Origin of the sequence: Pseudomonas sp. JV241A (genome assembly GCF_900275665.1) — a bacterium.
GTDB classification, from domain to species: Bacteria; Pseudomonadota; Gammaproteobacteria; order Pseudomonadales; family Pseudomonadaceae; genus Aquipseudomonas; species Aquipseudomonas wadenswilerensis.
Genome location: NZ_OPYO01000008.1, coordinates 89,302 through 115,255 on the forward strand (window position 1 = coordinate 89,302; position 25,954 = coordinate 115,255).

Annotated in this window: 27 protein-coding genes; 16 read left to right on the forward strand and 11 right to left on the reverse strand. The window is 62.7% G+C overall.

The features are described 5' to 3' along the window. Positions 1 to 119 precede the first annotated feature (119 nt). On the forward strand, positions 120 to 692 hold the full coding sequence (locus tag JV241A_RS04510) for an ACP phosphodiesterase (RefSeq protein WP_115085472.1): 573 nt from the start codon (positions 120 to 122) through the stop codon (positions 690 to 692). On the opposite strand, the gene JV241A_RS04515 is transcribed toward JV241A_RS04510, so the two are convergent. Then, the gene (locus tag JV241A_RS04515; protein ID WP_134061444.1) at positions 689 to 1,474 is read right to left on the reverse strand and encodes a lysophospholipid acyltransferase family protein; all 786 of its coding nucleotides are present in this window, start codon (positions 1,472 to 1,474) and stop codon (positions 689 to 691) included. The two genes, JV241A_RS04510 and JV241A_RS04515, sit on opposite strands and share 4 nt — an antisense overlap. After that, the gene (gene olsB / locus JV241A_RS04520) at positions 1,474 to 2,229 is read right to left on the reverse strand and encodes an L-ornithine N(alpha)-acyltransferase (RefSeq protein WP_134061445.1); all 756 of its coding nucleotides are present in this window, start codon (positions 2,227 to 2,229) and stop codon (positions 1,474 to 1,476) included. Before olsB ends, JV241A_RS04515 begins: the two co-directional genes overlap by 1 nt. 133 nt (positions 2,230 to 2,362) lie before the next feature. Between olsB and JV241A_RS04525 the strand changes: the two genes are divergently transcribed. From JV241A_RS04525 to JV241A_RS04550, 6 genes are all read left to right on the forward strand, one after another. Continuing rightward, complete coding sequence (locus tag JV241A_RS04525; protein ID WP_134061446.1) at positions 2,363 to 3,250, forward strand: acyl-CoA dehydrogenase; 888 nt, start codon at positions 2,363 to 2,365, stop codon at positions 3,248 to 3,250. A gap of 42 nt (positions 3,251 to 3,292) precedes the next feature. Next, a complete protein-coding gene (locus JV241A_RS04530) occupies positions 3,293 to 4,390 on the forward strand; it encodes a serine hydrolase (protein ID WP_240047833.1) in 1,098 nt (365 codons plus the stop codon). Next, the gene (locus JV241A_RS04535; RefSeq protein WP_115085476.1) at positions 4,387 to 4,683 is read left to right on the forward strand and encodes an amidase; all 297 of its coding nucleotides are present in this window, start codon (positions 4,387 to 4,389) and stop codon (positions 4,681 to 4,683) included. Before JV241A_RS04530 ends, JV241A_RS04535 begins: the two co-directional genes overlap by 4 nt. 45 nt (positions 4,684 to 4,728) lie before the next feature. After that, a complete protein-coding gene (locus JV241A_RS04540; protein ID WP_115085477.1) occupies positions 4,729 to 5,310 on the forward strand; it encodes a YceI family protein in 582 nt (193 codons plus the stop codon). Position 5,311: 1 nt separating this feature from the next. Beyond that, entirely contained in the window at positions 5,312 to 6,469 is a 1,158-nt protein-coding gene (locus JV241A_RS04545) for a phosphatidylserine/phosphatidylglycerophosphate/cardiolipin synthase family protein (RefSeq protein WP_134061447.1), read from the forward strand. 65 nt (positions 6,470 to 6,534) lie between these two features. Continuing rightward, positions 6,535 to 7,116, forward strand: coding sequence for a DJ-1/PfpI family protein (locus tag JV241A_RS04550; RefSeq protein WP_134061448.1), 582 nt, complete (start codon positions 6,535 to 6,537; stop codon positions 7,114 to 7,116). 185 nt (positions 7,117 to 7,301) lie between these two features. On the opposite strand, the gene JV241A_RS04555 is transcribed toward JV241A_RS04550, so the two are convergent. Next, positions 7,302 to 8,825 carry a fumarate hydratase gene (locus tag JV241A_RS04555; RefSeq protein WP_045197431.1) on the reverse strand — a complete coding sequence of 508 codons (1,524 nt, stop codon included), beginning with the start codon at positions 8,823 to 8,825 and terminating at the stop codon, positions 7,302 to 7,304. Between the two features lie 315 nt (positions 8,826 to 9,140). Between JV241A_RS04555 and JV241A_RS04560 the strand changes: the two genes are divergently transcribed. Both JV241A_RS04560 and JV241A_RS04565 read left to right on the forward strand, forming a co-directional pair. Then, complete coding sequence (locus JV241A_RS04560) at positions 9,141 to 10,253, forward strand: GGDEF domain-containing protein (protein WP_134061449.1); 1,113 nt, start codon at positions 9,141 to 9,143, stop codon at positions 10,251 to 10,253. Further along, on the forward strand, positions 10,246 to 11,184 hold the full coding sequence (locus JV241A_RS04565; protein ID WP_134061450.1) for an iron-sulfur-binding ferredoxin reductase: 939 nt from the start codon (positions 10,246 to 10,248) through the stop codon (positions 11,182 to 11,184). The genes JV241A_RS04560 and JV241A_RS04565 overlap by 8 nt, the downstream gene beginning before the upstream one ends. Positions 11,185 to 11,251: 67 nt before the next feature. Here JV241A_RS04565 and pyk read toward each other — a convergent pair whose 3' ends face one another. Beyond that, positions 11,252 to 12,703: a pyruvate kinase gene (gene pyk, locus JV241A_RS04570; protein WP_115085482.1), complete on the reverse strand. Its 1,452-nt coding sequence runs from the start codon at positions 12,701 to 12,703 to the stop codon at positions 11,252 to 11,254. 229 nt (positions 12,704 to 12,932) lie between these two features. Here pyk and JV241A_RS04575 point away from each other — a divergent pair, with 229 nt between their 5' ends. The 3 genes from JV241A_RS04575 (at position 12,933) to sbcB (ending at position 15,297) form a co-directional block, all read left to right on the forward strand. Next, on the forward strand, positions 12,933 to 13,319 hold the full coding sequence (locus JV241A_RS04575) for a tetratricopeptide repeat protein (protein ID WP_115085483.1): 387 nt from the start codon (positions 12,933 to 12,935) through the stop codon (positions 13,317 to 13,319). Between the two features lie 126 nt (positions 13,320 to 13,445). Then, positions 13,446 to 13,805: a PilZ domain-containing protein gene (locus JV241A_RS04580; protein WP_115085484.1), complete on the forward strand. Its 360-nt coding sequence runs from the start codon at positions 13,446 to 13,448 to the stop codon at positions 13,803 to 13,805. A 61-nt stretch (positions 13,806 to 13,866) separates the two neighbouring features. Then, a complete protein-coding gene (gene sbcB, locus JV241A_RS04585; RefSeq protein ID WP_115085485.1) occupies positions 13,867 to 15,297 on the forward strand; it encodes an exodeoxyribonuclease I in 1,431 nt (476 codons plus the stop codon). 77 nt (positions 15,298 to 15,374) lie between these two features. On the opposite strand, the gene mvaT is transcribed toward sbcB, so the two are convergent. Beyond that, positions 15,375 to 15,752 carry a histone-like nucleoid-structuring protein MvaT gene (gene mvaT, locus JV241A_RS04590; RefSeq protein ID WP_045197447.1) on the reverse strand — a complete coding sequence of 126 codons (378 nt, stop codon included), beginning with the start codon at positions 15,750 to 15,752 and terminating at the stop codon, positions 15,375 to 15,377. 312 nt (positions 15,753 to 16,064) lie between these two features. On the opposite strand from mvaT, the gene purU reads away from it, so the two are divergent. Both purU and JV241A_RS27395 read left to right on the forward strand, forming a co-directional pair. Next, a complete protein-coding gene (gene purU, locus JV241A_RS04595) occupies positions 16,065 to 16,916 on the forward strand; it encodes a formyltetrahydrofolate deformylase (protein WP_115085486.1) in 852 nt (283 codons plus the stop codon). 23 nt (positions 16,917 to 16,939) lie between these two features. Next, a complete protein-coding gene (locus JV241A_RS27395) occupies positions 16,940 to 17,113 on the forward strand; it encodes a hypothetical protein (protein ID WP_166675645.1) in 174 nt (57 codons plus the stop codon). Here the strand turns inward: JV241A_RS27395 and JV241A_RS04600 are convergent. The 4 genes from JV241A_RS04600 to JV241A_RS04615 form a co-directional block, all read right to left on the reverse strand. Next, positions 17,088 to 18,092, reverse strand: coding sequence for a lysylphosphatidylglycerol synthase transmembrane domain-containing protein (locus JV241A_RS04600; protein WP_134061451.1), 1,005 nt, complete (start codon positions 18,090 to 18,092; stop codon positions 17,088 to 17,090). The two genes, JV241A_RS27395 and JV241A_RS04600, sit on opposite strands and share 26 nt — an antisense overlap. Next, positions 18,089 to 18,850: a polysaccharide deacetylase family protein gene (locus JV241A_RS04605; RefSeq protein ID WP_115085488.1), complete on the reverse strand. Its 762-nt coding sequence runs from the start codon at positions 18,848 to 18,850 to the stop codon at positions 18,089 to 18,091. Before JV241A_RS04605 ends, JV241A_RS04600 begins: the two co-directional genes overlap by 4 nt. Further along, positions 18,843 to 19,964 (reverse strand): glycosyltransferase family 1 protein, encoded by a 1,122-nt coding sequence (locus tag JV241A_RS04610; RefSeq protein WP_115085489.1) that lies wholly within the window; start codon positions 19,962 to 19,964, stop codon positions 18,843 to 18,845. Before JV241A_RS04610 ends, JV241A_RS04605 begins: the two co-directional genes overlap by 8 nt. 209 nt (positions 19,965 to 20,173) lie before the next feature. Continuing rightward, a complete protein-coding gene (locus JV241A_RS04615) occupies positions 20,174 to 22,054 on the reverse strand; it encodes a methyl-accepting chemotaxis protein (protein WP_115085490.1) in 1,881 nt (626 codons plus the stop codon). Between the two features lie 170 nt (positions 22,055 to 22,224). Here JV241A_RS04615 and JV241A_RS04620 point away from each other — a divergent pair, with 170 nt between their 5' ends. Then, entirely contained in the window at positions 22,225 to 23,703 is a 1,479-nt protein-coding gene (locus JV241A_RS04620) for a helicase HerA-like domain-containing protein (protein WP_115085491.1), read from the forward strand. A 55-nt stretch (positions 23,704 to 23,758) separates the two neighbouring features. On the opposite strand, the gene JV241A_RS04625 is transcribed toward JV241A_RS04620, so the two are convergent. Next, positions 23,759 to 25,231, reverse strand: a complete 1,473-nt coding sequence (locus JV241A_RS04625; RefSeq protein ID WP_115085492.1) for an inorganic phosphate transporter — start codon at positions 25,229 to 25,231, stop codon at positions 23,759 to 23,761. Positions 25,232 to 25,397: 166 nt separating this feature from the next. Between JV241A_RS04625 and JV241A_RS04630 the strand changes: the two genes are divergently transcribed. Continuing rightward, the gene (locus JV241A_RS04630; protein ID WP_134061452.1) at positions 25,398 to 25,577 is read left to right on the forward strand and encodes a hypothetical protein; all 180 of its coding nucleotides are present in this window, start codon (positions 25,398 to 25,400) and stop codon (positions 25,575 to 25,577) included. On the opposite strand, the gene JV241A_RS04635 is transcribed toward JV241A_RS04630, so the two are convergent. Beyond that, positions 25,574 to 25,774 (reverse strand): hypothetical protein, encoded by a 201-nt coding sequence (locus JV241A_RS04635; RefSeq protein WP_038998948.1) that lies wholly within the window; start codon positions 25,772 to 25,774, stop codon positions 25,574 to 25,576. The genes JV241A_RS04630 and JV241A_RS04635 overlap by 4 nt on opposite strands. Positions 25,775 to 25,954: the final 180 nt, after the last annotated feature.

Consider the following 25,954-nt stretch of genomic DNA (forward strand, 5'->3'; position numbering starts at 1 on the left):
TGGGGCGAAATATAAATCGGTATTTCGCGATATACAAATATGATGTGGTTCTGAGCTCAGCTTGAATCGCTATATCGGGTTATAACGATATGGGTGGCAGGGTGCTAGAATCCCTCCCCATGAACTACCTCGCACACCTTCATCTCGGCGGTCAGCAGCCTGAGCAATTGCTCGGCAGCCTCTATGGCGATTTCGTCAAAGGGCCGCTGCAGGGGCGCTTCCCCTTGCCGCTGGAAGCGGCGATCCGTCTGCACCGGCAGATCGATGTCTACACCGACAGCCATCCGCTGGTGCTGGCGGCGCTGTCGCGCTTTCCGCGGGAGCGGCGGCGTTACGCCGGGATCATCCTCGATGTGTTTTTCGACCATTGCCTGGCCTTGCACTGGCAGGACTATGCCGAGCAGCCCTTGAGCCAGTTCACCGACCGCGTGTATCGGGTGCTCGCCGCAGAGCCGGCCCTGCCCGGGCGCCTGGCGCAGATTGCACCGTACATGGCCGCTGATGACTGGCTGGGGTCTTACCGCGATTTTGCGGTACTTGAACAGGTGTTTCGCGGTATCGCCCGGCGCCTGTCGCGGCCCGAAGGCATGGACGGCGCGGTGGAGGAGGTGGCGGCGCTGTATGCGCCGTTGCTGGATGACTTTCGCAATTTCTATCCGCAGCTGCAGCGCTTTGCCCGGGCCAATACCTAGGCAGCCCTGGCCCGGCGTTGCTGTTGGACCGCCGGTTCGCTACCGAACAATGCCTGCTGGATCGCCTGCTGCGCCTTGAAGGCCAGGGCAGCGCGTTCTTCACCGGCGCTGGCAATCGGCGCGAGCAAATGGATCTCGACCTCAGCGCAATCATTGCTGAACAGCCGCAGCAGGTGCGAGAGCAGGTCGTCATCACCGATAAACGGCGCGATCGAATCGGTTTGCCCGTTGCGCAGGTAGCGCAGGGCCACCGGTTGCAGCGGTGTTTGCGTGTCGATGGCGCTGGCCAGCAGACGGCCGTGGAAGGTGCGCAGGCTGCGCCCGTCGGTGGTGGTGCCTTCAGGGAAAATCAACAGCGCGCAGTCTTGTTGCAGGTGCTGGCTGATTTGCTTGCGCAGCAACTGGCTGTCGTTGCCGCCACGGCGGATGAACAGGGTGCCGGCCTTGAGCGCCAGCCAGCCGGCCACCGGCCAGGTGCGCACTTCGGCCTTTGACAGGAACGACAGTGGCGCAAGCATGCCCAGCAACGGGATGTCGGTCCACGATACATGGTTGCTGACCCAGAGCGTCGGCTGTTGCGGCAACTGGCCCACCACCCGCACCTTGAACGGCAGGGCGTTGCTCAGTTTGCCCATGAACAGTTGCGACCAGCGCTGGCGGCGCTCGGTCGAGGCCGGCACGCGCAGGCGTTCATAGAGGGTGAACAGTGCGGCCATGGCCAGGCCGAACAGCACCACCAGCAGCACCCGAACCACGCGCCCATAGACGCGCAGGCGCTGCATCAGACCGCCGCCTTGAAGTGACGGGCATAGCGCGGGCACAGCTCGTCGCGCTTGAGCAGGATGAACACGTCGGCCACCTGGAAGTCTTCGTCCCAGCACGGCTCGCCGCAAATCTTCGCTCCCAGGCGCATGTAGGCCTTGAGCAGTGGCGGCATTTCGGCGATGACGTTGCTCGGCAGGGCCAGGCTCGGCAGCGGCTTCTTCGGTTCGGCGCGCAGATGCTCGGTACACAAGTAGCGTTCGCGCAGGCGCTGCATGATCGCATGGGCCTGCACGCCACCATCCTGCATGGGAATGCTGGCGCAGCCCATCAGGTAGCTGTAGCGGCCTTCGTTGAGCACTTCGGCCAGTTCCGCCCAGAGCACGGCGATGGTGCCGCCGTTGCGGTAGGCCGGGTCGACACAGGTGCGGCCCAGCTCGAGGATCGGCCCTTGCAGGTGGCCGAGGCCGTGCAGGCTGAACTCCTCTTCGCTGTAGAAGCGCCCCAGGCTGCTGGCCGCCTGATGATCGAGCAGGCGGGTGGTGGCGACCAGGCGCCCGCTATTGAGGTCGCGCACGCCGATGTGGCGGCAATGAATGTCATAGTCATCCATGTCCAGGCCCAGTTCGGCGCCTTTGAGCTTGGCCTTGAATTCACCGCTGAATACGCTGAAACGAAGGGCCTGTGCTTCCTGCAGGGCCGCCGGGCCGACCAGGCGTTCGGCTTGCAGACGGCGTTCAGTGCTGTTGTCGCCAGAGCGAGCGATCCGAGTCATTGCGTGTCTCCATAAGCCAGCCATGGGGTTGCGGCCGGTCGACTTTGTTGTGCAAGCTCAGCCTAGGTAGATGCGGTGTCACCCCCATGAACAATTGGTGATGCTTGTATGACAGCCCTCAAGGAGCGCTTCGATGACCTGGCTGCAACGACTCAACGACCGACAGCGACACCCTCAGGCGGCCAATCTGGCCGACACCTATTCCAGCCTGCTGGCGCGCCTGGGCCCGGTCAGCCCGTTCGAGCTGGCGGTGCTCGGCGGGCGGGCCATGGCCACCCCGGGCCTGGCCTTTCTGGTCGGTTATCAGGCAGCCCTGAGGGTGCTGTGGCCGAGCGCGCCGCAGAGCCTCGGTGCCCTGTGCGCCAGCGAGCGGCGCAGCGTGCGCCCGGCGGACATGCAGGTGCGTCTGGATGACCTGCGCCTGAGCGGCAGCAAGGACTTTGTCACCGCTGGGCTCGATGCCGAATGGCTGCTGGTGGCGGCGCGCTGCGAGGCGCAAGGGCAGCCGGTGGAACTGAGCCTGGCGGTGGTCTATGCCGGCGAGCCTGGCGTACGCCTCGAACCGCTGCCGGCCTTGCCGTTGATGCCGGAAGTCGGCCATGCCCGCCTGCATCTGCAAGGGGCGTTGTGCGAGCGCCTGGCGGGGGACGGCTGGGATGCCTACGTCAAACCCTTCCGCTCGCTGGAAGATCTCTATGTGCTCAGTGCCTTGTGTGCCTGGCTCTATGGCGTCGGCCAGGAAACGGGCTGGCCGCAAGGTCTGCAATTGCGCCTTATCGGCCTGCTCGGCGCGTGTGCCGAAAGCACCCGCCAGAGCGCTGATGCCGCGGCCAGTCATCTGCTGCTGGGCGGTCTGTTTGCCCAGTTCAACGCTTTGAAGGAGGAACTCAACCAGGCGCTGCTGGCCAGCCCAGGCGAGTGGGCAACCCTGTGGCAACGCGATCAGGGCTTGCTGGAGATCGCCAGCGCCGCCCGGGCCAAACGCCTGGCCAAGGCCTGGGCCGCCGCCGGACTGTCATGAAACGCTGGCAGGCTGGGCGAACCCTGGCCTTGAGTAAGCGGCATGAGCAAAGTGGCGTGGTGGATGCTGGCTGTGTTCGCCTTCAGCAAGGCAGTGCCGGCCGAGGAATACTGGCCTGTACCTGACTGGGCGGTTGCGCACGCTACCCGCCAAAACGCCTGGCAGGCGGTCGAACGCTATGCCTTCGCCCCACGCGATGATCAGCAACGCCGGGGTGTACGCACCGACGCGCTGCTGGTGATCGCCGACGGGCGCATTGTCTACGAGCACTATGCCGCGCCCAGCACCGCCGAAACTGCGCACCTGACCTGGTCGATCAGCAAGAGCGTACTGGCGACCCTGCTCGGCGTTGCCCACGCCGAAGGCCGCTTTGACCTGCAGGATCCGGTCGCGCGTTTTTATTCACCGATGCGTGCCCATCCCCAGGTGCGCATCGAGGACCTGATGCACTGGGCCAGCGGCCTGGACTGGCAGGAAGACTACGAATATGCACCGCTCAAGTCCTCGGTGGTGGCCATGCTCTACACCCGCGGGCGCGGCGATATGGCCGGCTACACGGCGGCCAGGCCCGAAGCGGTCAGCCCCGGGCAACGCTTTCGCTACTCCAGCGGCGACAGCAACGTGCTGGCGGCTGCTTTGCGTGGCATGGTCGGCGACGCTGGTTATGCGGAGTATCCCTGGCGCGCTTTGTTCGAACCGTTGGGCATCGGCAGTGCAGTCTGGGAGCGTGACGCCAAAAGTACCCTGGTGGGTTCTTCCTACCTGTACATGAGTGCTCGCGATCTGGCCCGCATCGGCCTGCTGATGTTGCGCGAAGGGCGCTGGCACTCACGGCAGTTGCTGTCCAGCGAGTGGGTTACCTTCAATCGCCGGCCGTTCCTGCAGGCTACGGCCCAACCCGGTGAAGCCAATCCGGGTGGGCACTGGTGGCTCAACCTGCCGTTGCCCGGCAGCCCGCCACCCTGGCCGGATGCGCCGCCTGATACCTACGCAGCCCTGGGACACTGGGGCCAGGCGATGTATGTGCTACCGACGCACAGGCTGGTGATCGTGCGATATGCCGATGATCGCGACGCCAGTTTCGCCCACAACGAACTGCTCAAGCGGGTACTGGCTGCGCTCAACGAGGTGCGGCCATGAAGCGCGTGTTGCTGGTGCTGTTGCTGCTGACAGGCGGCTGGGCCTGGTACGAACGCCAGGCCTTGATGGATTTCCCCGGCATTCTCAGTGCCTACTCGGCCAAGGAATACTGTTCGTGCCGTTATGTCATGGGCTTTGATTCGCAGTATTGCCAGGGCTACGTGCAGCAGTACCTGCCGCTGAGTCGCCTGGACGAGGACCTGCAGCAGCGGCTGATCAGCGCTGCCGGGCTGGGGGTAGAGAATCGTGCGCAGTGGCTGGGCCCGCGCGAGGGCTGTCGCTTGCTGCCGTGAAGGCAGCCGGGTAAGGTTGGCGATCATTGTGTTACAGGATTTCACATGTTCAGTCTGCCGCGTCTTCTGCTTGCCCTGCTGGTCGTCTTGAGTCTCCCTGCCCAGGCCAATTGGCACCTGGATGGCGAGTCGTCACGCCTGTCGTTCGTTTCCAGCAAGAATGGCGACACCGCCGAGGTGCATCGCTTCCTCGTCCTGCATGGCAAGGTCGATCGCAAGGGCGCCGCCGAGTTGCAGATCGAGATGGACTCCAACAGCAGCAGCGTGCCGCTACGTGATGAGCGCATGCGCAAGGAGCTGTTCGAGTTCAGCAAATTCCCCGAGGCCAAGGTCAACGCACAGATCGACCTGCGCCCGATCAACGACCTGGCCAACGGCGCCCAGGTGGAACTGCGCCTGCCGCTGACCGTCAGCCTGCATGGCAAGCAGCACAGCTACAGCGCCCTGTTGCTGGCCACGCGCCTGGATGAGCGGCGCTTTCAGGTGGTAACCCTGGAGCCGTTGATGCTGCGTGCTGATGATTTCGATCTGCTCCCGGGGCTTGCCACTCTGCGCAAGCTGGCCGGGCTCAAGTCCATCAGCCCGTCAGTGCCGGTGGCCGCGGTGCTGATCTTCACGGCGCGCTGATATGGCCGGACCGGTCTTTCCCTGGCGCGATGGCAATCAGTTCGAGCTATTGATCGACGGTCCGCAATTCTTCCCGCGCATGCTCACCGCGATCGTGCGCGCTGAGCATCAGGTCGACCTTGAGTTGTACCTGGTCGAAGCGGGGGCCTGTGCCGAAACCATGGTCCAGGCCCTGGTACAGGCCGCCGAGCGCGGTGTGCAGGTGCGTTGCCTGTTCGATGACTACGGTTCACTGGCCTTCACCCTGAGCTTGCGCCAGCGCTTGCTGGCCGCCGGCGTCGAGTTGCGCTGGTACAACCGCCTGCGCTGGCGCCGGGGCTTTCGCAACTTGTTTCGCGATCACCGCAAGTTGCTGTTGGTTGACCAGAGCTGGGCAGTGGTGGGCGGCACCGGCGTTACCGACCAGTTCTGGACGCCAACGGAAGACGTCAGTGAATGGCACGAAGTGATGGTGCAGATGCAAGGCCCGCTGGTGGCCGACTGGCAGATGCTGTTCGACCGCCAGTGGCGGGCCAACTTGCGCCGTACGGCCTGGCGGCCACCGACCCATTTCGGCCTGTCGCGTTTGCCACGGATACCGCTCAGTGGCGCCGGCATGGGGCGGGTAGCCTACGCCGATGCCCGCCAGCACCGGGATATCCTGCAGTCGCTGGTGCGTGCCCTGAACAGCGGCCAACGGCGCATCTGGCTGGCCACGCCGTATTTCTTGCCGACCTGGAAAGTCCGTCGCTCCCTGCGCCGCGCCGCGTCCCGGGGTGTCGATGTGCGATTGCTGCTGACCGGGCCACGCACCGATCACCCTTCGGTGCGTTACGCCGGCCATCGCTATTACCCGCGGCTGTTGCGCGCCGGGGTGAAAATCTTCGAGTACCAGCCGTGCTTCCTGCACCTGAAAATGGTGCTGGTGGATGACTGGGTGAGCATCGGCTCGTGCAACTTCGATCACTGGAACCTGCGCTTCAACCTTGAGGCCAACGTCGAAGCAATCGACCCGCCGTTGACCGCAGACGTGGCGGCAAGCTTCGAGCGCGACTTTGCCCAAAGCCTGGCCGTCGACCTGGCCCACTGGCATGCGCGGCCGTTGTGGAAGCGGGTGCAGCAACGCTTGTGGGGCTGGCTTGATCGCCTGGTGGTCAACCTGCTCGACCGGCGTGATTGAGCCTGTCGCAAGCTGACGGTCTATGGTGTCTTTACCTTTCCATTGCACCTGAAGGAGTTGATGACATGGCTGCGAAGAAGATTCTGATGCTGGTTGGCGACTACGTTGAAGATTACGAAGTGATGGTGCCGTTCCAGGCCCTGCAGATGGTTGGCCATAGCGTGCATGCAGTGTGCCCGGGCAAGAGCGCCGGGCAGACGGTGCGCACTGCGATCCACGATTTCGAAGGCGATCAGACCTACAGCGAAAAACCCGGGCACAACTTTGCGCTCAACTTTGATTTTGCCCAGGTCAAGGCTGATGACTACGACGCGCTGGTGATTCCGGGGGGCCGGGCACCGGAGTATCTGCGCTTGAACGAACAGGTGCTGGCGCTGGTCAAGGCGATCGATCAGGCCGGCAAACCCATTGCCGCGGTGTGCCATGGCGCACAGCTGCTGGCGGCGGCTGGCGTGCTCGAAGGGCGCGAGTGCAGCGCTTACCCGGCCTGTGCCCCGGAAGTGCGTCTGGCCGGAGGGCAGTATGTCGAGATCGCCGTCGATCAGGCCCATGTGCAGGGCAATCTGGCCTCGGCACCTGCCTGGCCGGCGCACCCGGCGTGGCTGGCGGGTTTCCTGCAACTGCTGGGTACGCGCATTACCCTGTGAACCAAGGTGCTGGCCGAAATACGAGCGCTTCGCGCTCGATCGTCGGCAAGGCCGGCTCCCACAGGTCAGGTGCATGAAGAGCCATTGTGGGAGCTGGCTTGCCAGCGATGAGGCCGGTACAGGCAAAAAAAAGCGGCAGGGGAATAATCCCCTGCCGCTTTTTTCTATCAGCAAACCTTTACGGCTTACTTCACTTCCACCGCCAGGCTTTCAGCGATCTTGTGCTGCCAGATCGCTGGGCCGGTGATGTGTACCGATTCGCCGTTGCTGTCGACCGCGACGGTGACCGGCATGTCCTTGACCTCGAACTCGTAGATCGCTTCCATGCCCAGTTCGGCAAATGCCAGGACCTTGGACTTCTTGATCGCCTGGGCTACCAGGTAGGCAGCGCCGCCGACGGCCATCAGGTACACGGCCTTGTTGTCCTTGATCGCTTCGATGGCGGTCGGGCCGCGCTCGGATTTGCCGATCATGCCCAACAGGCCGGTTTGCTCGAGGATCTGACGGGTGAACTTGTCCATCCGCGTCGCGGTGGTCGGGCCGGCCGGGCCAACCACTTCGTCACCAACCGGATCAACCGGGCCAACGTAGTAGATGAAGCGACCCTTGAGGTCGACCGGCAGTTCTTCGCCCTTGTTGAGCATCTCGACCATGCGCTTGTGCGCAGCGTCGCGACCGGTGAGCATCTTGCCATTGAGCAGGATGGTCTCGCCCGGCTTCCAGCTCTGCACGTCTTCCGGGGTCAGGGTGTCGAGGTTGACACGGCGGGCCGACGGGCCGGCTTCCCAGACGATTTCCGGGTAGGCGTCCAGCGATGGCGCTTCCAGGTCGGCCGGGCCGGAACCGTCGAGCACGAAGTGGGCGTGACGGGTGGCGGCGCAGTTAGGGATCATGCACACCGGCAACGAGGCGGCGTGGGTCGGGTAGTCCATGATCTTGACGTCGAGCACGGTGGTCAGGCCGCCCAGGCCCTGGGCGCCGATGCCCAGCTGGTTGACCTTGTCGAACAGCTCCAGGCGGATCTCTTCGATGCGGTTCTGCGGGCCACGGGCCTTGAGCTCGTGGATGTCGATGGATTCCATCAACACTTCCTTGGCCATCACCGCGGCTTTCTCGGCGGTGCCGCCGATGCCGATGCCGAGCATGCCCGGTGGGCACCAGCCAGCACCCATGGTCGGAACGGTCTTGAGCACCCAGTCGACGATCGAGTCGGACGGGTTGAGCATGGCCATCTTCGACTTGTTCTCGGAGCCGCCGCCCTTGGCCGCCACGTCCACTTCCACGGTGTTGCCCGGGACGATGGAGTAGTGGATGACCGCCGGGGTGTTGTCCTTGGTGTTTTTACGCGCACCTGCCGGATCGGCCAGGATGGAGGCACGCAGGACGTTTTCCGGCAGGTTGTAGGCGCGGCGCACGCCTTCGTTGATCATGTCGTCCAGGCTCATGGTCGCGCCGTCCCAGCGAACGTCCATGCCGACGCGCACGAACACGGTGACGATACCGGTGTCCTGGCAGATCGGCCGGTGGCCGGTGGCGCACATGCGCGAGTTGATCAGGATCTGGGCGATGGAATCGCGCGCAGCAGGCGACTCTTCACGCAGATAGGCCTCATGCATGGCCTGGATGAAATCAACGGGGTGGTAGTACGAAATGAACTGCAGGGCGTCGGCAACGCTCTGAATCAGGTCGTCTTGCTTGATCACGGTCATGCAGCGCGCTCCTCTTAAAGACGGGAACATTCATTAAGGTATTCCGACGCGGACTGGCCGAGGTGTCGAAACGACCTTCAACAGGCGCCAACGCAAGGCTGTCGGCGCAAAAAAGGCGCGGCAGTATAGCGCGCATCCGCCGCTGGTACACGTACCAAAGGTCCCCACCAAGGTCGGCAGTGGCCGGGCACTGTTCTTGCCTGAGCGTTTGCCCGAGCGATTTGTGCAAACATGGCAATTATTCTTCACACACCCTAAAGTGGCGGTTGGCCATGCCCCATTCCTCTGCCCTGGCCAGAGCACGGTGAGTCACCTGTGACCGAAACAGCGCTGCAGAAACTTCTCCTCAAACGCTTTCTCATGGCGGCTGGCACTTATCTGCTGGTGTTGACGCTGGTCTGGGTGGCGCTTTTGAGCGGTCATCTGCAAGCCTCCCTGAATGCTTTGCTGCTGGGTAGTGGCCTGTTGCTGGTGTGCCAGTTGCTGCTCGGCTGGGTATTTGCCAGCGGCCACAACCTGCGTTTTAGCGACCCGAGCCTGACCGAATTCCAGGTGCTGCTGGCGATCGCCTGGCAAACCTGGCTGTTGGCCCAGCTTGACCAGGGCCGCGGCACCTTCCTGATGTTCTACCCCTTGATCCTGATGTTCGGCCTGTTTCACCTGAGCGGGCGGGTGTTTGTGCGCTGCGCGCTGCTGGTGTTGTGCAGTTTCGTTGGGCTGATTGCCTGGGAGGCTTGGCAGGCAGCACATTTCGATGGGTCGTTGCTGGCGTTGCAGGCCTGTGCCTTGCTGGTGGTGCTGTGCTGGTTGTGCCTGTATGCCCGCTATGTTCAGGCCGCACGCCAGCGCATGCGCCAGCGGCGCTATGCCCTGCAAGCCCATCAGGACACCTTGCGCGGCATGATGCGCCAGCTTGAAGACCTGGTCGCCACCGACGAGCTGACCGGCCTGTTCAACCGTCGGCACTTCCTGAGCCTGGCCACCTGCGAACTGGAGCGGATGCGCGCGGACAGTTGCCATGGCCTGGCGCTGATCGACCTCGACCATTTCAAGCGTATCAATGATGTGTATGGTCATGCCGCCGGTGACCAGGTGCTGCAGGTGTTTGCCACGATCGCCAGCGACTGCCTGGGTGACACTGCAGTACTGGCCCGTTACGGCGGTGAAGAGTTCGTGCTGTTGCTGCCTGATTGCAGCGAAGAGCAATTGGCCAGCTGTTGCGAGCGGCTGCGCAAGGCCTTTGCGCTGGCCCAGCCACCGGCCGTCGGATTGCGGGTCGAACCGTTGAGCCTGTCGGCAGGGATGACTCTGCTGAGCGAAGGTGATGACCTCGATGATGCCCTGCAGCGCGCCGACCAGGCCCTGTATCGGGCCAAGCGCAGCGGACGCAATCGCTGCCTGGCCGCCTGGGAGGCCGTCGATGCCTGAGTTGCGGGTCGGTGAGCGGCAATGGACGGTGGCGCCGGGCAGCAACCTGCTCGATGCCTTGAATGATGCCGGGTTGTCGGTGCCCTACAGTTGCCGCGCGGGCAGTTGTCACGCCTGCCTGGTGCGCTGCCTGCAGGGCCAGCCGGGGGATGCCCGGCCCGATGCCCTGGCGGCGGACAAACGCCAGCAAGGCTGGCGCTTGTCGTGCCAGTGCAGCGTCGAGGAAGACTTGCAGGTGGCCTTGTTCGACCCGCTCCAGGATGGCTTGCCGGCCCAGGTTACCAGCCTCGACTGGCTGAGCCCGACCGTGCTGCGCCTGCGTCTTGAGCCACAAAGATCGCTGCGCTATCAGGCCGGCCAGCACCTGGTGTTGTGGAGCCCGAACGGGGTCGCCCGGCCTTACTCGCTGGCCAGCCTGCCGGGGGAGGAGGGCTTTCTGGAGTTTCATCTCGATTGCCGGCAACCCGGCGCTTTCTGCGATGCCGCGCGGCAACTGAGTCTCGGTGCAACGCTGCGCCTGGGCGAGTTGCGCGGCGGGGCCCTGCATTACGATCCGGACTGGCAGGAACGCCCGTTGTGGCTGCTGGCCGCCGGTACGGGGCTGGCGCCGTTGTGGGGGATTCTGCGCGAGGCGCTGCGCCAGGAGCATCACGGCCCGATTCGCTTGCTGCACTTGGCCCATGACGAACAGGAACATTACCTGGCGCCGGCCCTGGCGGCGCTGGCCAGCCGCCACCCGCCGCTGCAGGTCGAGCTGCTGACCCCGGCTCAATTGCCCCAGGCCCTGGCGGCGTTACGTTTGCAGTCACGCCAGACCGTGGCCCTGGCGTGTGGCTCTGCAGCCAATGTCGAACAGTTTTCCCGGCGCATGTTCCTCGCCGGCCTGCCGCGCAACCAGCTGTTCGCCGACATTTTCATCGGTCACGCCTGATTCCGGCCAGGCAAAAAAAAAGCCCCGCAGCACAGGCTGCAGGGCTTTGTTCAGCAGTGTCCGAGCATCAGACCAGCGAATCACCGACGTGCAGGATCTTCATGCCGTTGGTGCCACCGATGGTGTGGTAGCTGTCGCCTTTGGTCAGGATCGCCCAGTCACCTGGCTCGACCGCGCCACGCTGCAGCAGCTCGTCGACTGCCGCCTGGCTGACTTTCTCGGCCGGCAGGGCTGCCGGGTCGAAGGCCACCGGGTACACACCACGGAACATCGCGGCGCGGGCCAGGGTGGCGCGGTGCGGCGAGAAGGCGTAGATCGGCACCGAAGAACGCAGGCGCGACATGATCAGCGGGGTGTAGCCACTTTCGGTGAGGGCGATGATCGCCTTGACGCCGGGGAAGTGGTTGGCGGTGTACATGGCCGCCAGGGCGATGCTTTCGTCGCAGCGCTCGAAGCGGGTGTGCAGACGGTGGCTGGACTTCTGGCTGGTCGGATGCTTTTCCGCGCCCAGGCAGATGCGCGCCATGGCCTGTACGGCTTCGATCGGGTAGGCACCGGCGGCACTTTCGGCCGACAGCATCACCGCGTCGGTGTTATCCAGCACGGCGTTGGCCACGTCGGATACTTCGGCACGGGTCGGCATCGGGTTCTGGATCATCGACTCCATCATCTGGGTCGCAACGATCACCGCCTTGTTGTTGCGGCGGGCGTGCTGGATGATCTTCTTCTGGATCGCGATCAGCTCGGCATCGCCGATTTCCACGCCCAGGTCGCCACGGGCAACCATGACCGCGTCACTGGCGGCGATCAGGCCGTCGAGGGTCTCGTCATCGGCGACCGCTTCGGCGCGCTCGATCTTGGCCACCAGCCAGGCGCTGCCGCCGGCTTCGTCGCGCAGGCGACGGGCGTATTCCATGTCGGAGGCATCGCGCGGGAAGGAAACGGCCAGGTAGTCCAGGTCCATTTCGGCTGCCAGCTTGATGTCGGCCTTGTCTTTTTCGGTCAGGGCCGGGGCGGTCAGGCCGCCGCCGCGACGGTTGATACCTTTGTGGTCGGACAGCGGGCCGCCGATCAGTACTTCGCAGTGCAGGGCATCGGCAGTGGCGCTGGTTACGCGCATGACCACGCGGCCGTCGTCGAGCAGCAGTTCATCACCGACGCCGCAGTCCTTGACCAGGTCCGGATAGTCGATGCCGACGATTTCCTGGGTGCCTTCGGTCAGCGGGTGGGCGGTGGAGAAGGTGAAGCGGTCACCGACCTTGAGTTCGATACGCTTGTTGCTGAACTTGGCGATACGGATCTTCGGCCCTTGCAGGTCACCGAGCAGCGCCACGTGGCGGCCCAGGCGGGCGGCGATTTCGCGGATCAGGCGCGCGCGAGCCTTGTGCTCGTCAGGCGTGCCGTGGGAGAAGTTCAGGCGAGCGACATCCAGGCCGGCGAGGATCAGTTGCTCGATCACTTCCGGCGAGTTGCTGGCGGGGCCAAGGGTGGCGACGATTTTGGTACGGCGGATGGTCATGCACAGACTCCTATAGTGAAGCGCAGCGAAAGGCTACTCCGGAAAATCGCTGTAGTCATTGTTCCTTTGCACTACCTGCCGGTTAGCGCGGGTGGCGTTTGAACGGCGGCAGGGCCCGAGCGCGGCCGCTGTGGGGGCGGGCTTGCCCGGCGATGAGGCCCTTGCAGCCAGCAACGTCTACAGATTTTCCGTACAAAGCCGATACACTGCTCAATACAGGAGATCCCCCATGCGAGCCTTGATCGTTTTAGCCCTGGCCACCAGCGTCGTCGGCTGTACCCGCTGGTCGATGGACCATCATTTGAACAACGCCTACCGCGCCTATGACCGGGGCAACTGCGAGAAGGTGATGCTGGAGCTGTCCCAGGTCGAACGCACCAGCCGTGCCCGACCGTTCATCCAGCCGGAAGTGTCGCTGCTGCGCGGCCAGTGCCTGGAACGGCAGAAGCTGTTCGTCGATGCGGCACAGACCTACCAGTTCATCCTTCAGCGCTACCCACAGAGCGAATACGCCTTCCGTGCCCGTGCCCGCCTGCAGACCCTCGAGCAACTGGGCCACTACCGCACCGGCGAAGCGGCGATTGCCCGCCCGGTCACGACCACGCCTTGGCGTTAATACTAAAGTCAGCAGGTCTGATTGTGACGCGCGGGTCAGGGTGCGCTAATCTTGTTGCTGAGATGAATGAAAATCAGCAGCCCTAGCGCGGCCCTGCTAAAAGGGTCTTCGACAGCGATCCCGACCATGTTTGACGAGCGCCGCATCGAGCGTCACCAGCTCCCTTATTTTCTCAAAGTCTTCAACCGCTTCACCGACCAGCCCATCGGCTACCTGGGAAATGTGTCTGAAGACGGCCTGATGCTGATCAGCCAGTTGCCGATGCTGGTCGGCCCGGATTTCGAGTTGCAACTCAAAGTCCCTGGTCGCGACGGCACCGTGCACCCGATCAACCTTACCGCCAGCTGCCTGTGGAGCCATGAAGACCAGACGCCCGGGCATTACGACTCCGGCTTCATGCTGCTACAGGCGCCGCGCGACTACGAGCAACTGGTGCGCGCCCTGCGCAACTATTTCAGCTTCCATCCGTTGAACGCTTCGGCCTGACGCTGGCCGTGACGGGCCTGTGGCCCTAGACTCTGGTCGATCTTCTGTTCAGGACGACCCCGTGAGCTCCAGCATTTTCTGGCACGACTACGAAACCACCGGCATCAACCCGCGCAACGACCGGCCCTTGCAGGTCGCCGGGGTGCGCACCGACCTTGACCTCAACGAGATCGAGGCGCCGATCAACTTCTATTGCCAGCCCAGCGACGACATCCTGCCCCACCCCAAGGCCTGCCTGGTCACCGGCATCACCCCGCAGCAGCTGGCCAGCCAGGGTTTGAGCGAAGCCGAATTCATGACCCGGGTGCATGCCGAACTGGCGCGCCCAGGTACTTGTGGTGCTGGTTACAACAGCTTGCGTTTCGACGATGAGGTCACCCGGTACAGCCTCTACCGCAACTTCTTTGATCCGTACGCCCGCGAGTGGCAGGGCGGCAACAGCCGCTGGGATTTGATCGACATCGTCCGCACTGCCTATGCCCTGCGCCCGGACGGGATTGTCTGGCCGCAACAGGACGGTCGCACCAGTTTGCGCCTGGAGTTGCTGACTGCCGCCAACGGCATCGACCATGGTCAGGCCCATGAAGCGCTGTCAGACGTGCGCGCCACCATTGCACTTGCGCGATTGATCCGACAGAAACAGCCCAAGCTTTATGACTGGTTGTTTCAACTGCGCAGCAAGCAGAAAGTCCTCGACCAGATTCGATTATTACAACCGCTGGTGCATATTTCCGGACGCTTCTCTGCCGCACGCAATTATTTAGGCGTGGTATTACCCCTGGCCTGGCATCCGCGTAATCGCAATGCCTTGATTGTCTGTGACCTGCATCTGGATGCTCAACCCTTGATAGATGAGGATGCTGATTCACTGCGTCAGCGTTTATACACACGTCGCGAGGAAATGCCTGACGGACAATTGCCGGTGCCGCTGAAACTAATCCATATCAATCGCTGCCCGGTGGTCGCGCCCTTGAGTGTATTGCGCGGCGAAGATCAGCAGCGTCTGGAACTGGATATGGCTGTTTATCAGGCGCGAGCCGCGAGCCTGATAGCTGCAGCAGGACAATGGCAGGACAAATTGCCGGTGATCTACAGCGCCGAGGAGTTTGCCCCCAGTGAAGACCCGGAACAGCAGTTGTATGACGGTTTTCTTGGCGACCGCGATCGTCGTTTGTGCGAGCAAGTGCGCAGTGTCGATCCGCAGCAATTGGGGCAGGGCCAGTGGATGTTCGATGATGAACGTTTGCCGGAACTGTTGTTTCGCTACCGCGCGCGTAATTTTAGCGAAACCTTGAATGCCGAAGAACGCCAGCGCTGGCAAACCTTCTGCCAGCAACGCTTGAGCGATCCGCTGATGGGCGCACCCAATACCCTCGGGGATTTCGAGCGGGCCTTGCAGGACTGCTGGGCGCAAGCCGATGCCGAACAACAGGCGCTGCTTGGCCAGTGGCGCAGCCATGTGCAGGCATTGAAGTTGCAATTGGGGATGTAAGCAATCGTTGAAAATAAAAAACGCCAGCTAAGCTGGCGTTTTTTTTAGCGAGTAACACATGGTTACCAGCGGGCGTATTAACCCAGCAGGGTTGCCCAGCCTTCAACCACGTCACCACCCCATTTGGCTTTCCATTCTTTCAGGGTTTTGTGGTTGCCGCCTTTGGTTTCGATGACTTCACCGTTGTGCGGGTTTTTGTATTGCTTGACCTTGCGCGCACGTTTGGTGCCGGTGGTCTTTACCGCGCCACGAGGGGCTTTGTTCAGTTTGGCTTCTGGATCCAGCAGCGCAATGATGTCACGCAGGGACTTCGAATATTCGCCCATCAGTGCACGCAGTTTGCCTTCGAACTCCAGCTCGGTTTGCAGCTTGTCGTCTTGCGACAGGTTCTGCAAACGCGCCTGCAGTTCTTTGATGGCTTCTTCGGTAGCGCGATATTCGTTGATCAGGGACATGAGGCGTTCCTTGGAAATGAAGGTTTAGAGAGACAGTGCGGCAATAATAATCAGACGGTACCCCCAAGTAAACATTAAAGCGGGCAATTAGCTCAATGAATTGTTAATCACCTCGATAGAATAGGTTAAGAAAAATTTACAAACTAAGACTTTTTTCCAATAGTTAACTTAGTCGCCGGCCCACCGCACCAGGCGGGTGCACCCCGTACGGTGCTACCTGGGCAGGCGACAGGCCGCGCGCAATGAGTACTGCAGTTTTGTCGGGCACTCGCTAGAATGTGCGCCTTTGCGAAAGTTTCTGGAGTCCATTTCATGCGCACCTACCGGCTGGTGATTGCCTGCCCCGACCGTGTTGGCATCGTCGCCAAAGTCAGTAATTTCCTGGCGTCCTATAACGGCTGGATCAACGAAGCGAACCATCACTCCGATGAGCAGAGCGGCTGGTTCTTCATGCGCCACGAAATCCGCGCCGAAACCCTGCCATTCGGCATCGAGGCGTTCCGCGAAGCGTTCGCGCCGATCGCCGAAGAGTTCTCGATGGTCTGGCGTATCACCGATACCGACCAGAAGAAGCGCGTGGTGCTGATGGCCAGCCGTGAGTCCCACTGCCTGGCTGACCTGCTGCACCGCTGGCACACCAAGGAACTCGATTGCGATATTCCCTGCGTGATCTCCAACCACAATGACCTGCGCAGCATGGTCGAGTGGCACGGCATCCCGTTCTTCCATGTCCCGGTCGACCCGCAGAACAAGCAGCCGGCCTTTGCCGAAGTGTCGCGCCTGGTCAAGGAGCACGGTGCCGACGTGGTGGTGCTGGCGCGCTACATGCAGATCCTGCCGCCGCAACTGTGCCAGGAATACGCCCAGCAGGTGATCAACATCCACCATAGCTTCCTGCCGTCGTTCGTTGGCGCCAAGCCGTACCACCAGGCTTCGTTGCGTGGGGTCAAGCTGATTGGTGCTACCTGCCACTACGTCACCGAAGAGCTGGATGCCGGCCCGATCATCGAGCAGGACGTGGTCCGCGTCAGCCATAGCGACAGCATCGAAGACATGGTGCGTTTCGGCCGTGATGTCGAGAAGATGGTCCTGGCCCGTGGCCTGCGCTACCACCTGGAAGACCGCGTGCTGGTGCACGGCAACAAGACCGTGGTGTTCAACTAAGCCTCAGTGCAGGAGGTTGCCCCATGGCCGATCCCCTCGACAAGGCCACCTCCAAGGCCCCGCCGACCCTCGGCGAGGGCTGCCTGAGCCGCTACGACCCGGATGCGCTGGACAGCGAAGACGGCACCGATTTTCCCGGTGCCGCCGAGCTCTGGGAGCGGGTCAAGCCGGCTAGCGACGAATCCGCGCTTGACTGAGCCGCAAGCGCTGCAGCAATGGCCGACCCAGCAGGCAGAGGAACACCGGGCCACCGGCGAGCAGATAGAAGTAATAGGTCACCAACCGCCAGATCAGGATTGCCGCCGCCGCGGTGGACGTTCCCACCATGGGCGAAAGCAACGCGGCCGAGGTCATTTCGGCGGCGCCCGCGCCGCCCGGCAGCAGGCTGAACTGACCGGCGCTGAGCGACAGCATCTGTACCAGAAAGCTCGGTATCCATTGCAGGTCGACGCCCAGCCCGCGCAGCGCCAGGTACAGCACGCTGTAACGTAACCCCCAATGCACGCAGGTCAGGGCAAAAACCAGTGCCAGGGTGCGCTTGGGCAGGCGCCAGGTTTCGCCGAAGGCGCGAAAGAAGTGCAGCAGCTTGCGCGTCCAGCGCCGACGCCTGGGGGCGGCCATCTTGAGCCTGCGCAGCAGCCGGCCATTAAGGCACAGCAGCGCGCGGCGGTAGCGCACCAGGCCGAGCAACGCGCCAAAGGCTGCGAACATCAAGACCGCGCTGCCGAGCAACATGCTTTCCAGGCTGCGGTTGAGGTTGTGGAACAGCGTGTAGCCGGCGATCCCCAGCATGGCGCAGAAAAAGAACAGCAGGTCGTTGAGCTGGTCGGCGGCAAACACTGCGCTGCTGCGCGCAGGACCAATGCGGTCGCGGGCCAGAAAGGCCATCAGCGCCAGCGGGCCACCGCTGCCGCCCGGGGTGGTGCAGATGGCGAACTCGGTGGCCATGATCACGCCGAGGCTGCGCCAGCGTCCCAACGCCGCGCCCTGGCTGCCGAGCAGCAAGCGCAGGCGGACGGCGTTGATGATCCAGCACAGCACGATCATGGCGAACAGGCCGAGCAGCAGGTGCGGGGCAAAGCCACGCAGACGCGGCAACAGCTCGCTGCCGCCGAGCAACGCCGGCACCAACAACGCCACAATCAGCGCCAGGAGCAGCCAGAGCAGGCGGTTCACCGGCCGTGCCTGCTGGCCAGCCAGGCGGATTTGGTCAGCGGTTCGCGGCCTTGGCGCAGCAGGCGTTGCACGGTTTGCAGCCAGTAGCGGCGGGAAAAGCCATGGCGCATGTCCACCGGGTGCAGGCCCAGGCGGATGACCGGGGCCTGGCGCAGGCGCGTTTCACGCATATCACAGAGCACTTTCGACAGGCCTCGCCGCCAACGGCTACGGGCGCTCCAGACCAGGCCGGGCGCGGGGATCGGGCTGAAGTCTGGCAGTTGATAGATGTGCTGCGAGTCGCTGGTATAGCGCAGCGGCAAGCTGCGCAATACCTGGCGTGTACCGTCGCTCATCAGCCATGCCGGGGCGACGAAGCCCGCCAGTGGCCAGTCATAACGCTGGAACAGCGCGATGCCGGCCTCCAGACGCTCGCGTGCCTGGGCCTGGTCGAGGCTGTAGAACTCGCCTTCCCAGGTGTAGATCCGGCGCATGAAGTAGTCCCGCGGCGAGCGTGGCGGCGGGCTGTCATCAGCATGAAAGTAGCCATGCAGCGCCATTTCGTCGCCACGCTGCAGGCGCCGGTCAAGCATCAGGCGAAAACCGGGCGAATGCTCCAGGGCATTGCGTTTGTGAAAGTCCGGCACCACCAGCCAGGTCATGGGAATGTCGCCCAGGGCATCGACCGCTTCGACGAAGGGCTGGTAGTCCGGCCAGGTTTCCGGCGCAACATCATGCAGCACCAGCAGCAGGCTTTGTCGATCAGCATGCTCAGGCATGAGCGCGCACCAGCATCGGGTGGCCCAGCACTGCCCGGTAATGTTCCAGCAGCCCGTTGACCACGGTGTCCCAGGCGTAGTGCTGCTCGACATGGGCGCGGGCCTGCAGGCCCATTTGCCGGGCGCCGACCTCGAACACCTCCCTGACCGTGCGGGCCATGGCCAAGCCATCGTTGGGCGTACACAGGCGGCCGCACTGGTCATTGACGATTTCGGTGAAGGCCCCGGCGGCCACGGCAATGACCGGGATGGCGCTGGCCATGGCTTCGAGAATGACCAGGCCGAAGGTTTCCTGGTCGCCAGCGTGCAGCAGGGCATCGGCACTGGCCAGCAGGCGGGCGACTTCGCTGGCCGGGCAGAAGTGATCGATGACACTGACATTGGCTGGCACATTGGCCGGCATGTGCGAGCCGACCAGCAGCAGATGGTAGTGCTTGCCCAGGCGTTTCATGCAGTCGAGCAGCACCGGCAGGTTCTTCTCCCGCGAGCCGCGCCCGGCGAACACCAGCAGGCGGGTGGTATCGGTTATACCCAGTTCACGGCGCAGAGACAGGTCGCGGTGCTGCGGGTTGAAGGTCGTCAGGTCGACGCCCAGGCGTTGCACGTGAACATTATCGATGCCCAGGCCGCGCAGCTTGTCGGCCATCACCTGGCTCGGCGCCAGGACCCGGTCGAAGTTGCCGTAGAGCTTGCTGACGTAGGCTTCGACATTGGGCGTAAACCAATTGCCCATGCGGTTGCTCACCAGCAGCGGGAGGTCGGAATGGTAGAAGCCGATCACGGGTACGTCGAGCTGGCGGCGGGCATCCAGGGCTGCCCAGGCGGTCAGGTAAGGGTCGCCGACTTCGATCAGATCGGGCTGAAGATCCTGCAGGACGTTGCGCCAGGGCGCCAGGCGCAGAGGAAAGCGGTAGCCGTTGCCGAACGGCAGGGCCGGTGCCGGTACCTTGTAGATACCGTTGTCGTGGCTGGCGCTGGCGCCGGGGATCAACAGGCTGTGACGGACACCGGGAGTAAGGCCCAGGCGGCGGTGTTTGGCATCAAGATAGGTACGCACGCCGCCACTGGCAGGGGCGTAGAACATGGTGATGTCAGCGATGTGCACGATCAGCATCCCTCCGAGATCGTCTCCAGAGTGTGTCGCCAGGCAGCTTTTCGCCGCTGGAGACGCGCCCTAAGGTTGACCTCTATGAAGGATAGTTTGTTCGATGGGGTTCGGCAGCGGCTGGCTGCAAGCTACAAGCTGCAAGAAAAAGACAAGCGCACTCGGCTCTGTTTCTTCTTGCAGCTTCAAGCTTGCCGCTTGCCGCTTGCAGCTCAAGTTCAGATACGGAAGCTGCCCACCAGTTGTTTCAGGCGGCTGGCCTGCTGCTCCAGGTCGGCGCAGGCGCGCAGGGTCGACTGCAGGTTCTCGACGCCTTCCTGGTTGAGCATGTTGATTTCGTTGATGTCCATGTTGATCGAATCGACCACGGCGGTCTGTTCCTCGGTGGCGGTGGCCACCGACTGGTTCATGCCGTCGATCTCGCCGATGCGCAGGGTCACGCTGCCCAGGCGCTCGCCGGCCTGGTTGGCGATCTCGACGCTGTCCTGGCTGTGGCGCTGGCTCTGGCCCATGGTGTCGACCGACTCGCGGGCGCCGACCTGCAGCTCTTCGATCATGTTCTGCACCTGTTGCGCCGACTCCTGGGTGCGGTGCGCCAGGTTGCGCACTTCATCGGCGACCACGGCAAACCCGCGACCGGCTTCACCGGCCCGTGCTGCCTCGATGGCGGCGTTGAGCGCCAGCAGGTTGGTCTGCTGCGAGATGCTGGTGATCACTTCGAGGATCTGGCCGATGTTCACAGTCTTGCTGTTGAGCGTCTCGATGTGCGCGCTGGAGGTGCAGATCAGGTCCGACAGACGGTTCATCGCCTGGATGCTGCGATCGACCACCTGCTGACCTTCTTCGGCCAGATGCCGTGCCGAGCTTGCCTGTTGCGAGGCTTGCGCGGCGTTGTGGGCAATTTCCTGGGCGGCAGCACCCAACTGGTTGATCGCCGCGGCCACGCTGTTGGTGCGGTTGGACTGCTCGTCGGAGTTGACCATCGACGAGTTCGAGGCGCTGACCACCCGCAGGGCCACTTCGTTGACCTGCTCGGTGGCCGAGGACACTTCGCGGATCGAGCCATGGACGCGCTCGACGAAGCGGTTGAAGGCGCTACCGAGGATGCCGAACTCATCGTGGTTATGAATGGCCAGGCGCTTGGTCAGGTCGCCTTCACCTTCGGCGATGTCTTCCATGGCCCGGGTCATGGTGTGCAGCGGTTGCATGAGCACGCGGATCAACAGGCCGAGCAGGGCGATGATGATGACCACGGCGACCAGGGTGGCAATCACCGCGGAGGTGCGGAACTTGCTCAGCATCGAGTAGGCCTCGTCCTTGTCTACCGACAGGCCGATGTACCAGTTGGCCGAAGGCAGGCCCTTGACCGGGGCGAAGCTGAGGATCCGGGTCTTGCCGTCGAGCTGGACTTCACTCGGTTCCTTGCTGATGCGCGGGGTGTTCTGCGGGAACAGGTCCGACAGCGACTTCATCACCAGGTTCTTGTCCGGGTGCACGAGGATCTTGCCTTGATCGTTGATCAGGAAGGCGTAGCCCATGCCGCCGAAGTTCAGCGAGTTGATGATCTCGGTCAGGCCATCGAGGGCCAGGTCGCCACCGACCACGCCGACATTGCGCGCAGCGGTCGCGACTACCGAGATGACCATCTTGCCGGTGCTGACATCAATATAGGGTTCGGTCAGGATCGGTCCGTTGGCCGCCATGCCGTCCTTGTACCAGGGGCGTACGCGCGGGTCGTAGCCGTCCGGCATCTTGGTTTGTGGGCGGATGGTAAAACCACCGTTGACGTCACCCAGGTAAATCGTCAGGAAACTTGAGACCAGGGCCTGTTGGCCGAGCAGGGTGCCGATTTTGTCGGCCTCGGGAAACGCGGCAATGTTTTGTGCAACGTTTTGTACCAGCAGAATACGACCGTCAAACAGGTTCTTGATATTGGTCGAAGTGGTTTCGCCCATTTCCTCAAGATAGTTTTCCAGATCCTCGCGAATGGCATTACGCTGCAAGAAATCGTTGTACAAAGTAAACAGGGTAAAGGCGATCATGACGATCAGCGAGGCGGCCAATAGGATCTTGTGGCTGAATCGGAGGCTTTTGTTCATAACGTGTCGGTCCGCTAAGGTCTTGTTATCCGGGTCGTTCGCACAAAGAACAGCGTGAAAAGCGGTGCAGGTCCCAATTCCTTGTCGGGCTATTCCTGTCTTCCTGGTGGTCTATCGCTATTTAATATCGGCCGTTTCAAGCCAAAGCTTTAAACAGAGGGTGAAAAAACATGCCTGACTCTTCGCAATTCGTGCTCGGCGCCGACCTTGCCGGACAGCCGGTGGCCCAGGCCATGCGCCTGGCCAATCGTCACGGCCTGGTGGCCGGGGCGACCGGTACCGGCAAGACCGTGACCCTGCAACATATGGCCGAAGCCTTCAGTGACGCGGGCGTGGCGGTATTTGCCGCCGACGTCAAAGGCGACCTGTGCGGGCTGGGCGCAGTGGGCAACCCCCAGGGCAAGGTGGCCGAACGCATTGCCGGCATGCCCTGGCTGGGGCATCGGCCTCAGGCTTATCCAGTAAGCTTGTGGGATATCCACGGTCAGTCCGGTCATCCGTTGCGCACCACCCTCAGTGAAATGGGCCCGCTACTGCTGGGTAATCTGCTGGAACTGACCGACAGCCAGCAGGCCGCACTGTATGCCGCGTTCAAGGTCGCCGACCGCGAAGGCCTGTTGCTGTTGGATATCAAGGACCTCAAGGCCCTGCTGGCGCACTTGAAGGACAACCCGCAACTGCTCGGTGAAGACAGTGCGCTGATGACCACAGGCTCCAGCCAGGCCCTGTTGCGGCGACTGGCAACCCTGGAGCAGCAGGGCGCCGAAGCGCTGTTCGGCGAGCCGGCCTTGCAGCTGGAAGACATCCTGCAACCGGATGCCGATGGCCGCGGACGCATTCACCTGCTCGATGCCAGCCGCCTGGTGCATGAAGCGCCGAAGGTCTATGCGACCTTCCTGCTCTGGCTGCTGGCCGAGCTGTTCGAGCAATTGCCCGAGCGCGGCGATGCCGACAAGCCGTTACTGGCGCTGTTCTTCGATGAAGCTCATCTGCTGTTCAACGGCACCCCCAAGGCCCTGCAGGACCGCCTGGAACAGGTGGTGCGGCTAATCCGATCCAAAGGCGTAGGGGTGTATTTCGTCACTCAGTCGCCGAGCGACCTGCCGGATGATGTCCTGGCGCAGTTGGGCTTGCGCGTCCAGCATGGCCTGCGGGCCTTTACCGCCAAGGAGCAGAAATCCCTCAAGGCCGTGGCCGATGGCTTCCGTCCCAACCCGGAATTCGACACCCTGAGCGTATTGACCGAGCTGGGTATCGGTGAGGCACTGGTCGGTACCCTGCAGGAAAAAGGCACGCCGGGCATGGTCCAGCGTGTGCTGATTGCGCCGCCGCAGTCGCGTATCGGGCCGCTGAGCGCTGCTGAACGGGCGGCGCTGATTGCCGCTTCGCCATTGGTCGGGCGTTATGACAAGCCGGTAGACCGTGAATCGGCCTATGAGCTGCTCAATGCCCGCAAAGGCGGCGCGGTTGCGCCTGAACAAGCACCGGCAGCGGCTGAAGAGAGCTTTGCCGACAAGGCCGGCGAGTTCCTCCAGAGCGCGGCGGGGCAGGCGATCAAGTCGGCGGTACGCCAGGCGGCGAACCAGTTCGGTCGCCAGCTGGTGCGTGGCCTGATGGGCTCGTTGCTCGGTGGCAGCAAGCGCCGCTGATTGTATCAGGCATAAAAAAGGCGCCCCTCGGGGCGCCTTTTTACTGCGGGGTGCTTTAGCCGATGGCTTTGGTCGCCAGCCAGAACAAGCCTGCCGACAGGCCCACAGTGGCCGGAAGGGTCAGTACCCAGGCCAGCAGGATGGTCCTGACGGTGCCACCTTGCAGGCCGCTCTTGTTCGCCACCATGGTACCGGCCACACCCGAGGACAGTACGTGGGTGGTCGATACCGGCAGGCTGAAGATGTTGGCCATGCCGATGGCGCAGGCTGCGGTGATCTGTGCCGACATGCCCTGGGCGTAGGTCATGCCCTGCTTGCCGATCTTCTCGCCGATGGTCAGCACTACGCGTTTCCAGCCGACCATGGTACCCAGGCCCAGGGCCAGGGCGACCGCGAGAATCACCCAGAACGGGGCGTACTCGGTGGTGGCAGTGAGGTCCTTGCGCAGTTTGTCCAGGTCCGCCTTCTCGCGTGCCTGCAGGCCTGGCAGCTTGCCGACCTTCTTGGCGGTGTCGTCCAGGCAGAGCAGGTAACGACGTACTTCAATGCGTTTTTCCGGCGTCAGCGACCGGTAGTCGGCCACGCCTTTGAGCGAATCGAGCAAGGCATTGATGGTCGGCTCGGTCTGCTGCGGGTTGCAGCTGAACTGTTCTGGCAGGTCGCCTTCTTTGGCTTTGCCCAGGGCCAGGAATTCGCCCAGGGTCGCTTCGTTGCGCTGATAGAACTGGTTCAGGTGCAGGGTGGCGTCGCGGGTCCGCTCGATCTGGTAGGTCGTGCTGTTCAGGTCGAGAACGAACGCGGACGGAACGATACCGATCAGCACCAGCATGATCAGGCCGATACCTTTCTGACCGTCGTTGGAGCCGTGCACGAAGCTTACGCCCATGGCTGAAATCACCAGGACCAGGCGGTTCCAGAATGGCGGGTGCTTCTTGTCGTCGAGCTTGCGGCGCTGTTCCGGCGTCTTGTGCATCTTCGACAGCGGCCGCCACCATTTCAGGCCCAGCAGCACCAGCGCGGCGACAGCGAAACCGGCCATCGGCGACAGTACCAGCGACATGCCGATATCGATTGCCTTCTGCCAGTTGACCCCGTCACCCAGTGGAATGTCGCTGATCAGGGCGTTGGCCAGGCCCACGCCCAGGATCGAGCCGATCAGCGTATGCGAACTGGACGCCGGGATCCCGAAGTACCAGGTGCCCAGGTTCCAGGTGATGGCGGCAGCCAATAGAGAGAAGACCATCGCCAGGCCGTGGCCGGTGTTCACATTGATCAGCAGTTCGACCGGCAGCAGGTGAACGATGGCATACGCCACGCCGACACCGCCGAGCAGAACCCCGAGGAAGTTGAACACGCCGGAGAAGAACACGGCCAGGTGCGGCGGCATGGCTTTGGTATAGATGACTGTAGCTACCGCGTTAGCGGTGTCATGAAAGCCATTGATGAACTCGAAGGCGAGTACGAAGGTCAGAGCGAGCAGCAAGCTCACCAGTACCCAGGCATCAAGTCCGCTGAATAAATCGATCATGAAGGAATTCTGACCCGGTCATAAGGGGGCGCGATTATGCCAGAAATCCCCGGTAATCGATGCCCCTGCTGCTGACCGCTCGACGACTTTTCTAGCCCGGCGCCCAACCCGTTGAGGCGGCGATGCTTCGCTTAACGTCGGCTAAAATGCTAAAAAATCGAGAAAAATGAAAGGTTTGCACTCAGGTCTGGTTGTCAGGAAAAAATCAAACGACCGTATGAAATTTGTGAAATTCCGTTACGGCATGCTGTGGACCGCGCAAAAATCCGCAGCATTGCGGGCCGGCAAAAGCGCCCCCGGTACGCCGTTCAATGGCCTGCTTGCGCTGCCTGCAGCAGCGGGCTAGGGCGCCTGGTCCTTGAGTTCTTTCTCGATTTTTTCCAGTTCCTGGGCGAAGGCCTGGTCAAGCACGCTTGCTCGCTTGCGCCATGGCTTGCGCTCCGGATCGGGTTGCGCGGCGTAAGTGGTGACTTCACCACCATAGACTTCCTTGTAACGTTGCTCCTGGCGCTCTAGTTCTGCGCGCAGTTCATCTTTGGTCACAGTACTACCTGTAGTGTGGATATAAACCCTGGCGTTTACGCGGGCAAACAGCGCGGGGCGCAATATGCACACGGCTACGCTGCCAGAGCGGCATAACTGTCGCAGCAACAGTAGGTTCTGGTTGTGCAAGCGAATGTGAACAACGGGCTATTCACGTTAATGGCACTTGCAGCGGTCCGC

Excerpts from the sequence above, each read along its gene's own strand:
- JV241A_RS04510 (WP_115085472.1), top strand. The coding sequence starts at position 120 with ATGAACTACCTCGCACACCTTCATCTCGGCGGTCAGCAGCCTGAGCAA.
- JV241A_RS04515 (WP_134061444.1), bottom strand. The coding sequence starts at position 1,474 with ATGCAGCGCCTGCGCGTCTATGGGCGCGTGGTTCGGGTGCTGCTGGTG.
- olsB (WP_134061445.1), bottom strand. The coding sequence starts at position 2,229 with ATGACTCGGATCGCTCGCTCTGGCGACAACAGCACTGAACGCCGTCTG.
- JV241A_RS04525 (WP_134061446.1), top strand. The coding sequence starts at position 2,363 with ATGACCTGGCTGCAACGACTCAACGACCGACAGCGACACCCTCAGGCG.
- JV241A_RS04530 (WP_240047833.1), top strand. The coding sequence starts at position 3,293 with ATGAGCAAAGTGGCGTGGTGGATGCTGGCTGTGTTCGCCTTCAGCAAG.
- JV241A_RS04535 (WP_115085476.1), top strand. The coding sequence starts at position 4,387 with ATGAAGCGCGTGTTGCTGGTGCTGTTGCTGCTGACAGGCGGCTGGGCC.
- JV241A_RS04540 (WP_115085477.1), top strand. The coding sequence starts at position 4,729 with ATGTTCAGTCTGCCGCGTCTTCTGCTTGCCCTGCTGGTCGTCTTGAGT.
- JV241A_RS04545 (WP_134061447.1), top strand. The coding sequence starts at position 5,312 with ATGGCCGGACCGGTCTTTCCCTGGCGCGATGGCAATCAGTTCGAGCTA.
- JV241A_RS04550 (WP_134061448.1), top strand. The coding sequence starts at position 6,535 with ATGGCTGCGAAGAAGATTCTGATGCTGGTTGGCGACTACGTTGAAGAT.
- JV241A_RS04555 (WP_045197431.1), bottom strand. The coding sequence starts at position 8,825 with ATGACCGTGATCAAGCAAGACGACCTGATTCAGAGCGTTGCCGACGCC.
- JV241A_RS04565 (WP_134061450.1), top strand. The coding sequence starts at position 10,246 with ATGCCTGAGTTGCGGGTCGGTGAGCGGCAATGGACGGTGGCGCCGGGC.
- pyk (WP_115085482.1), bottom strand. The coding sequence starts at position 12,703 with ATGACCATCCGCCGTACCAAAATCGTCGCCACCCTTGGCCCCGCCAGC.
- JV241A_RS04575 (WP_115085483.1), top strand. The coding sequence starts at position 12,933 with ATGCGAGCCTTGATCGTTTTAGCCCTGGCCACCAGCGTCGTCGGCTGT.
- JV241A_RS04580 (WP_115085484.1), top strand. The coding sequence starts at position 13,446 with ATGTTTGACGAGCGCCGCATCGAGCGTCACCAGCTCCCTTATTTTCTC.
- mvaT (WP_045197447.1), bottom strand. The coding sequence starts at position 15,752 with ATGTCCCTGATCAACGAATATCGCGCTACCGAAGAAGCCATCAAAGAA.
- purU (WP_115085486.1), top strand. The coding sequence starts at position 16,065 with ATGCGCACCTACCGGCTGGTGATTGCCTGCCCCGACCGTGTTGGCATC.
- JV241A_RS27395 (WP_166675645.1), top strand. The coding sequence starts at position 16,940 with ATGGCCGATCCCCTCGACAAGGCCACCTCCAAGGCCCCGCCGACCCTC.
- JV241A_RS04605 (WP_115085488.1), bottom strand. The coding sequence starts at position 18,850 with ATGCCTGAGCATGCTGATCGACAAAGCCTGCTGCTGGTGCTGCATGAT.
- JV241A_RS04610 (WP_115085489.1), bottom strand. The coding sequence starts at position 19,964 with ATGCTGATCGTGCACATCGCTGACATCACCATGTTCTACGCCCCTGCC.
- JV241A_RS04615 (WP_115085490.1), bottom strand. The coding sequence starts at position 22,054 with ATGAACAAAAGCCTCCGATTCAGCCACAAGATCCTATTGGCCGCCTCG.
- JV241A_RS04620 (WP_115085491.1), top strand. The coding sequence starts at position 22,225 with ATGCCTGACTCTTCGCAATTCGTGCTCGGCGCCGACCTTGCCGGACAG.
- JV241A_RS04625 (WP_115085492.1), bottom strand. The coding sequence starts at position 25,231 with ATGATCGATTTATTCAGCGGACTTGATGCCTGGGTACTGGTGAGCTTG.
- JV241A_RS04630 (WP_134061452.1), top strand. The coding sequence starts at position 25,398 with ATGAAAGGTTTGCACTCAGGTCTGGTTGTCAGGAAAAAATCAAACGAC.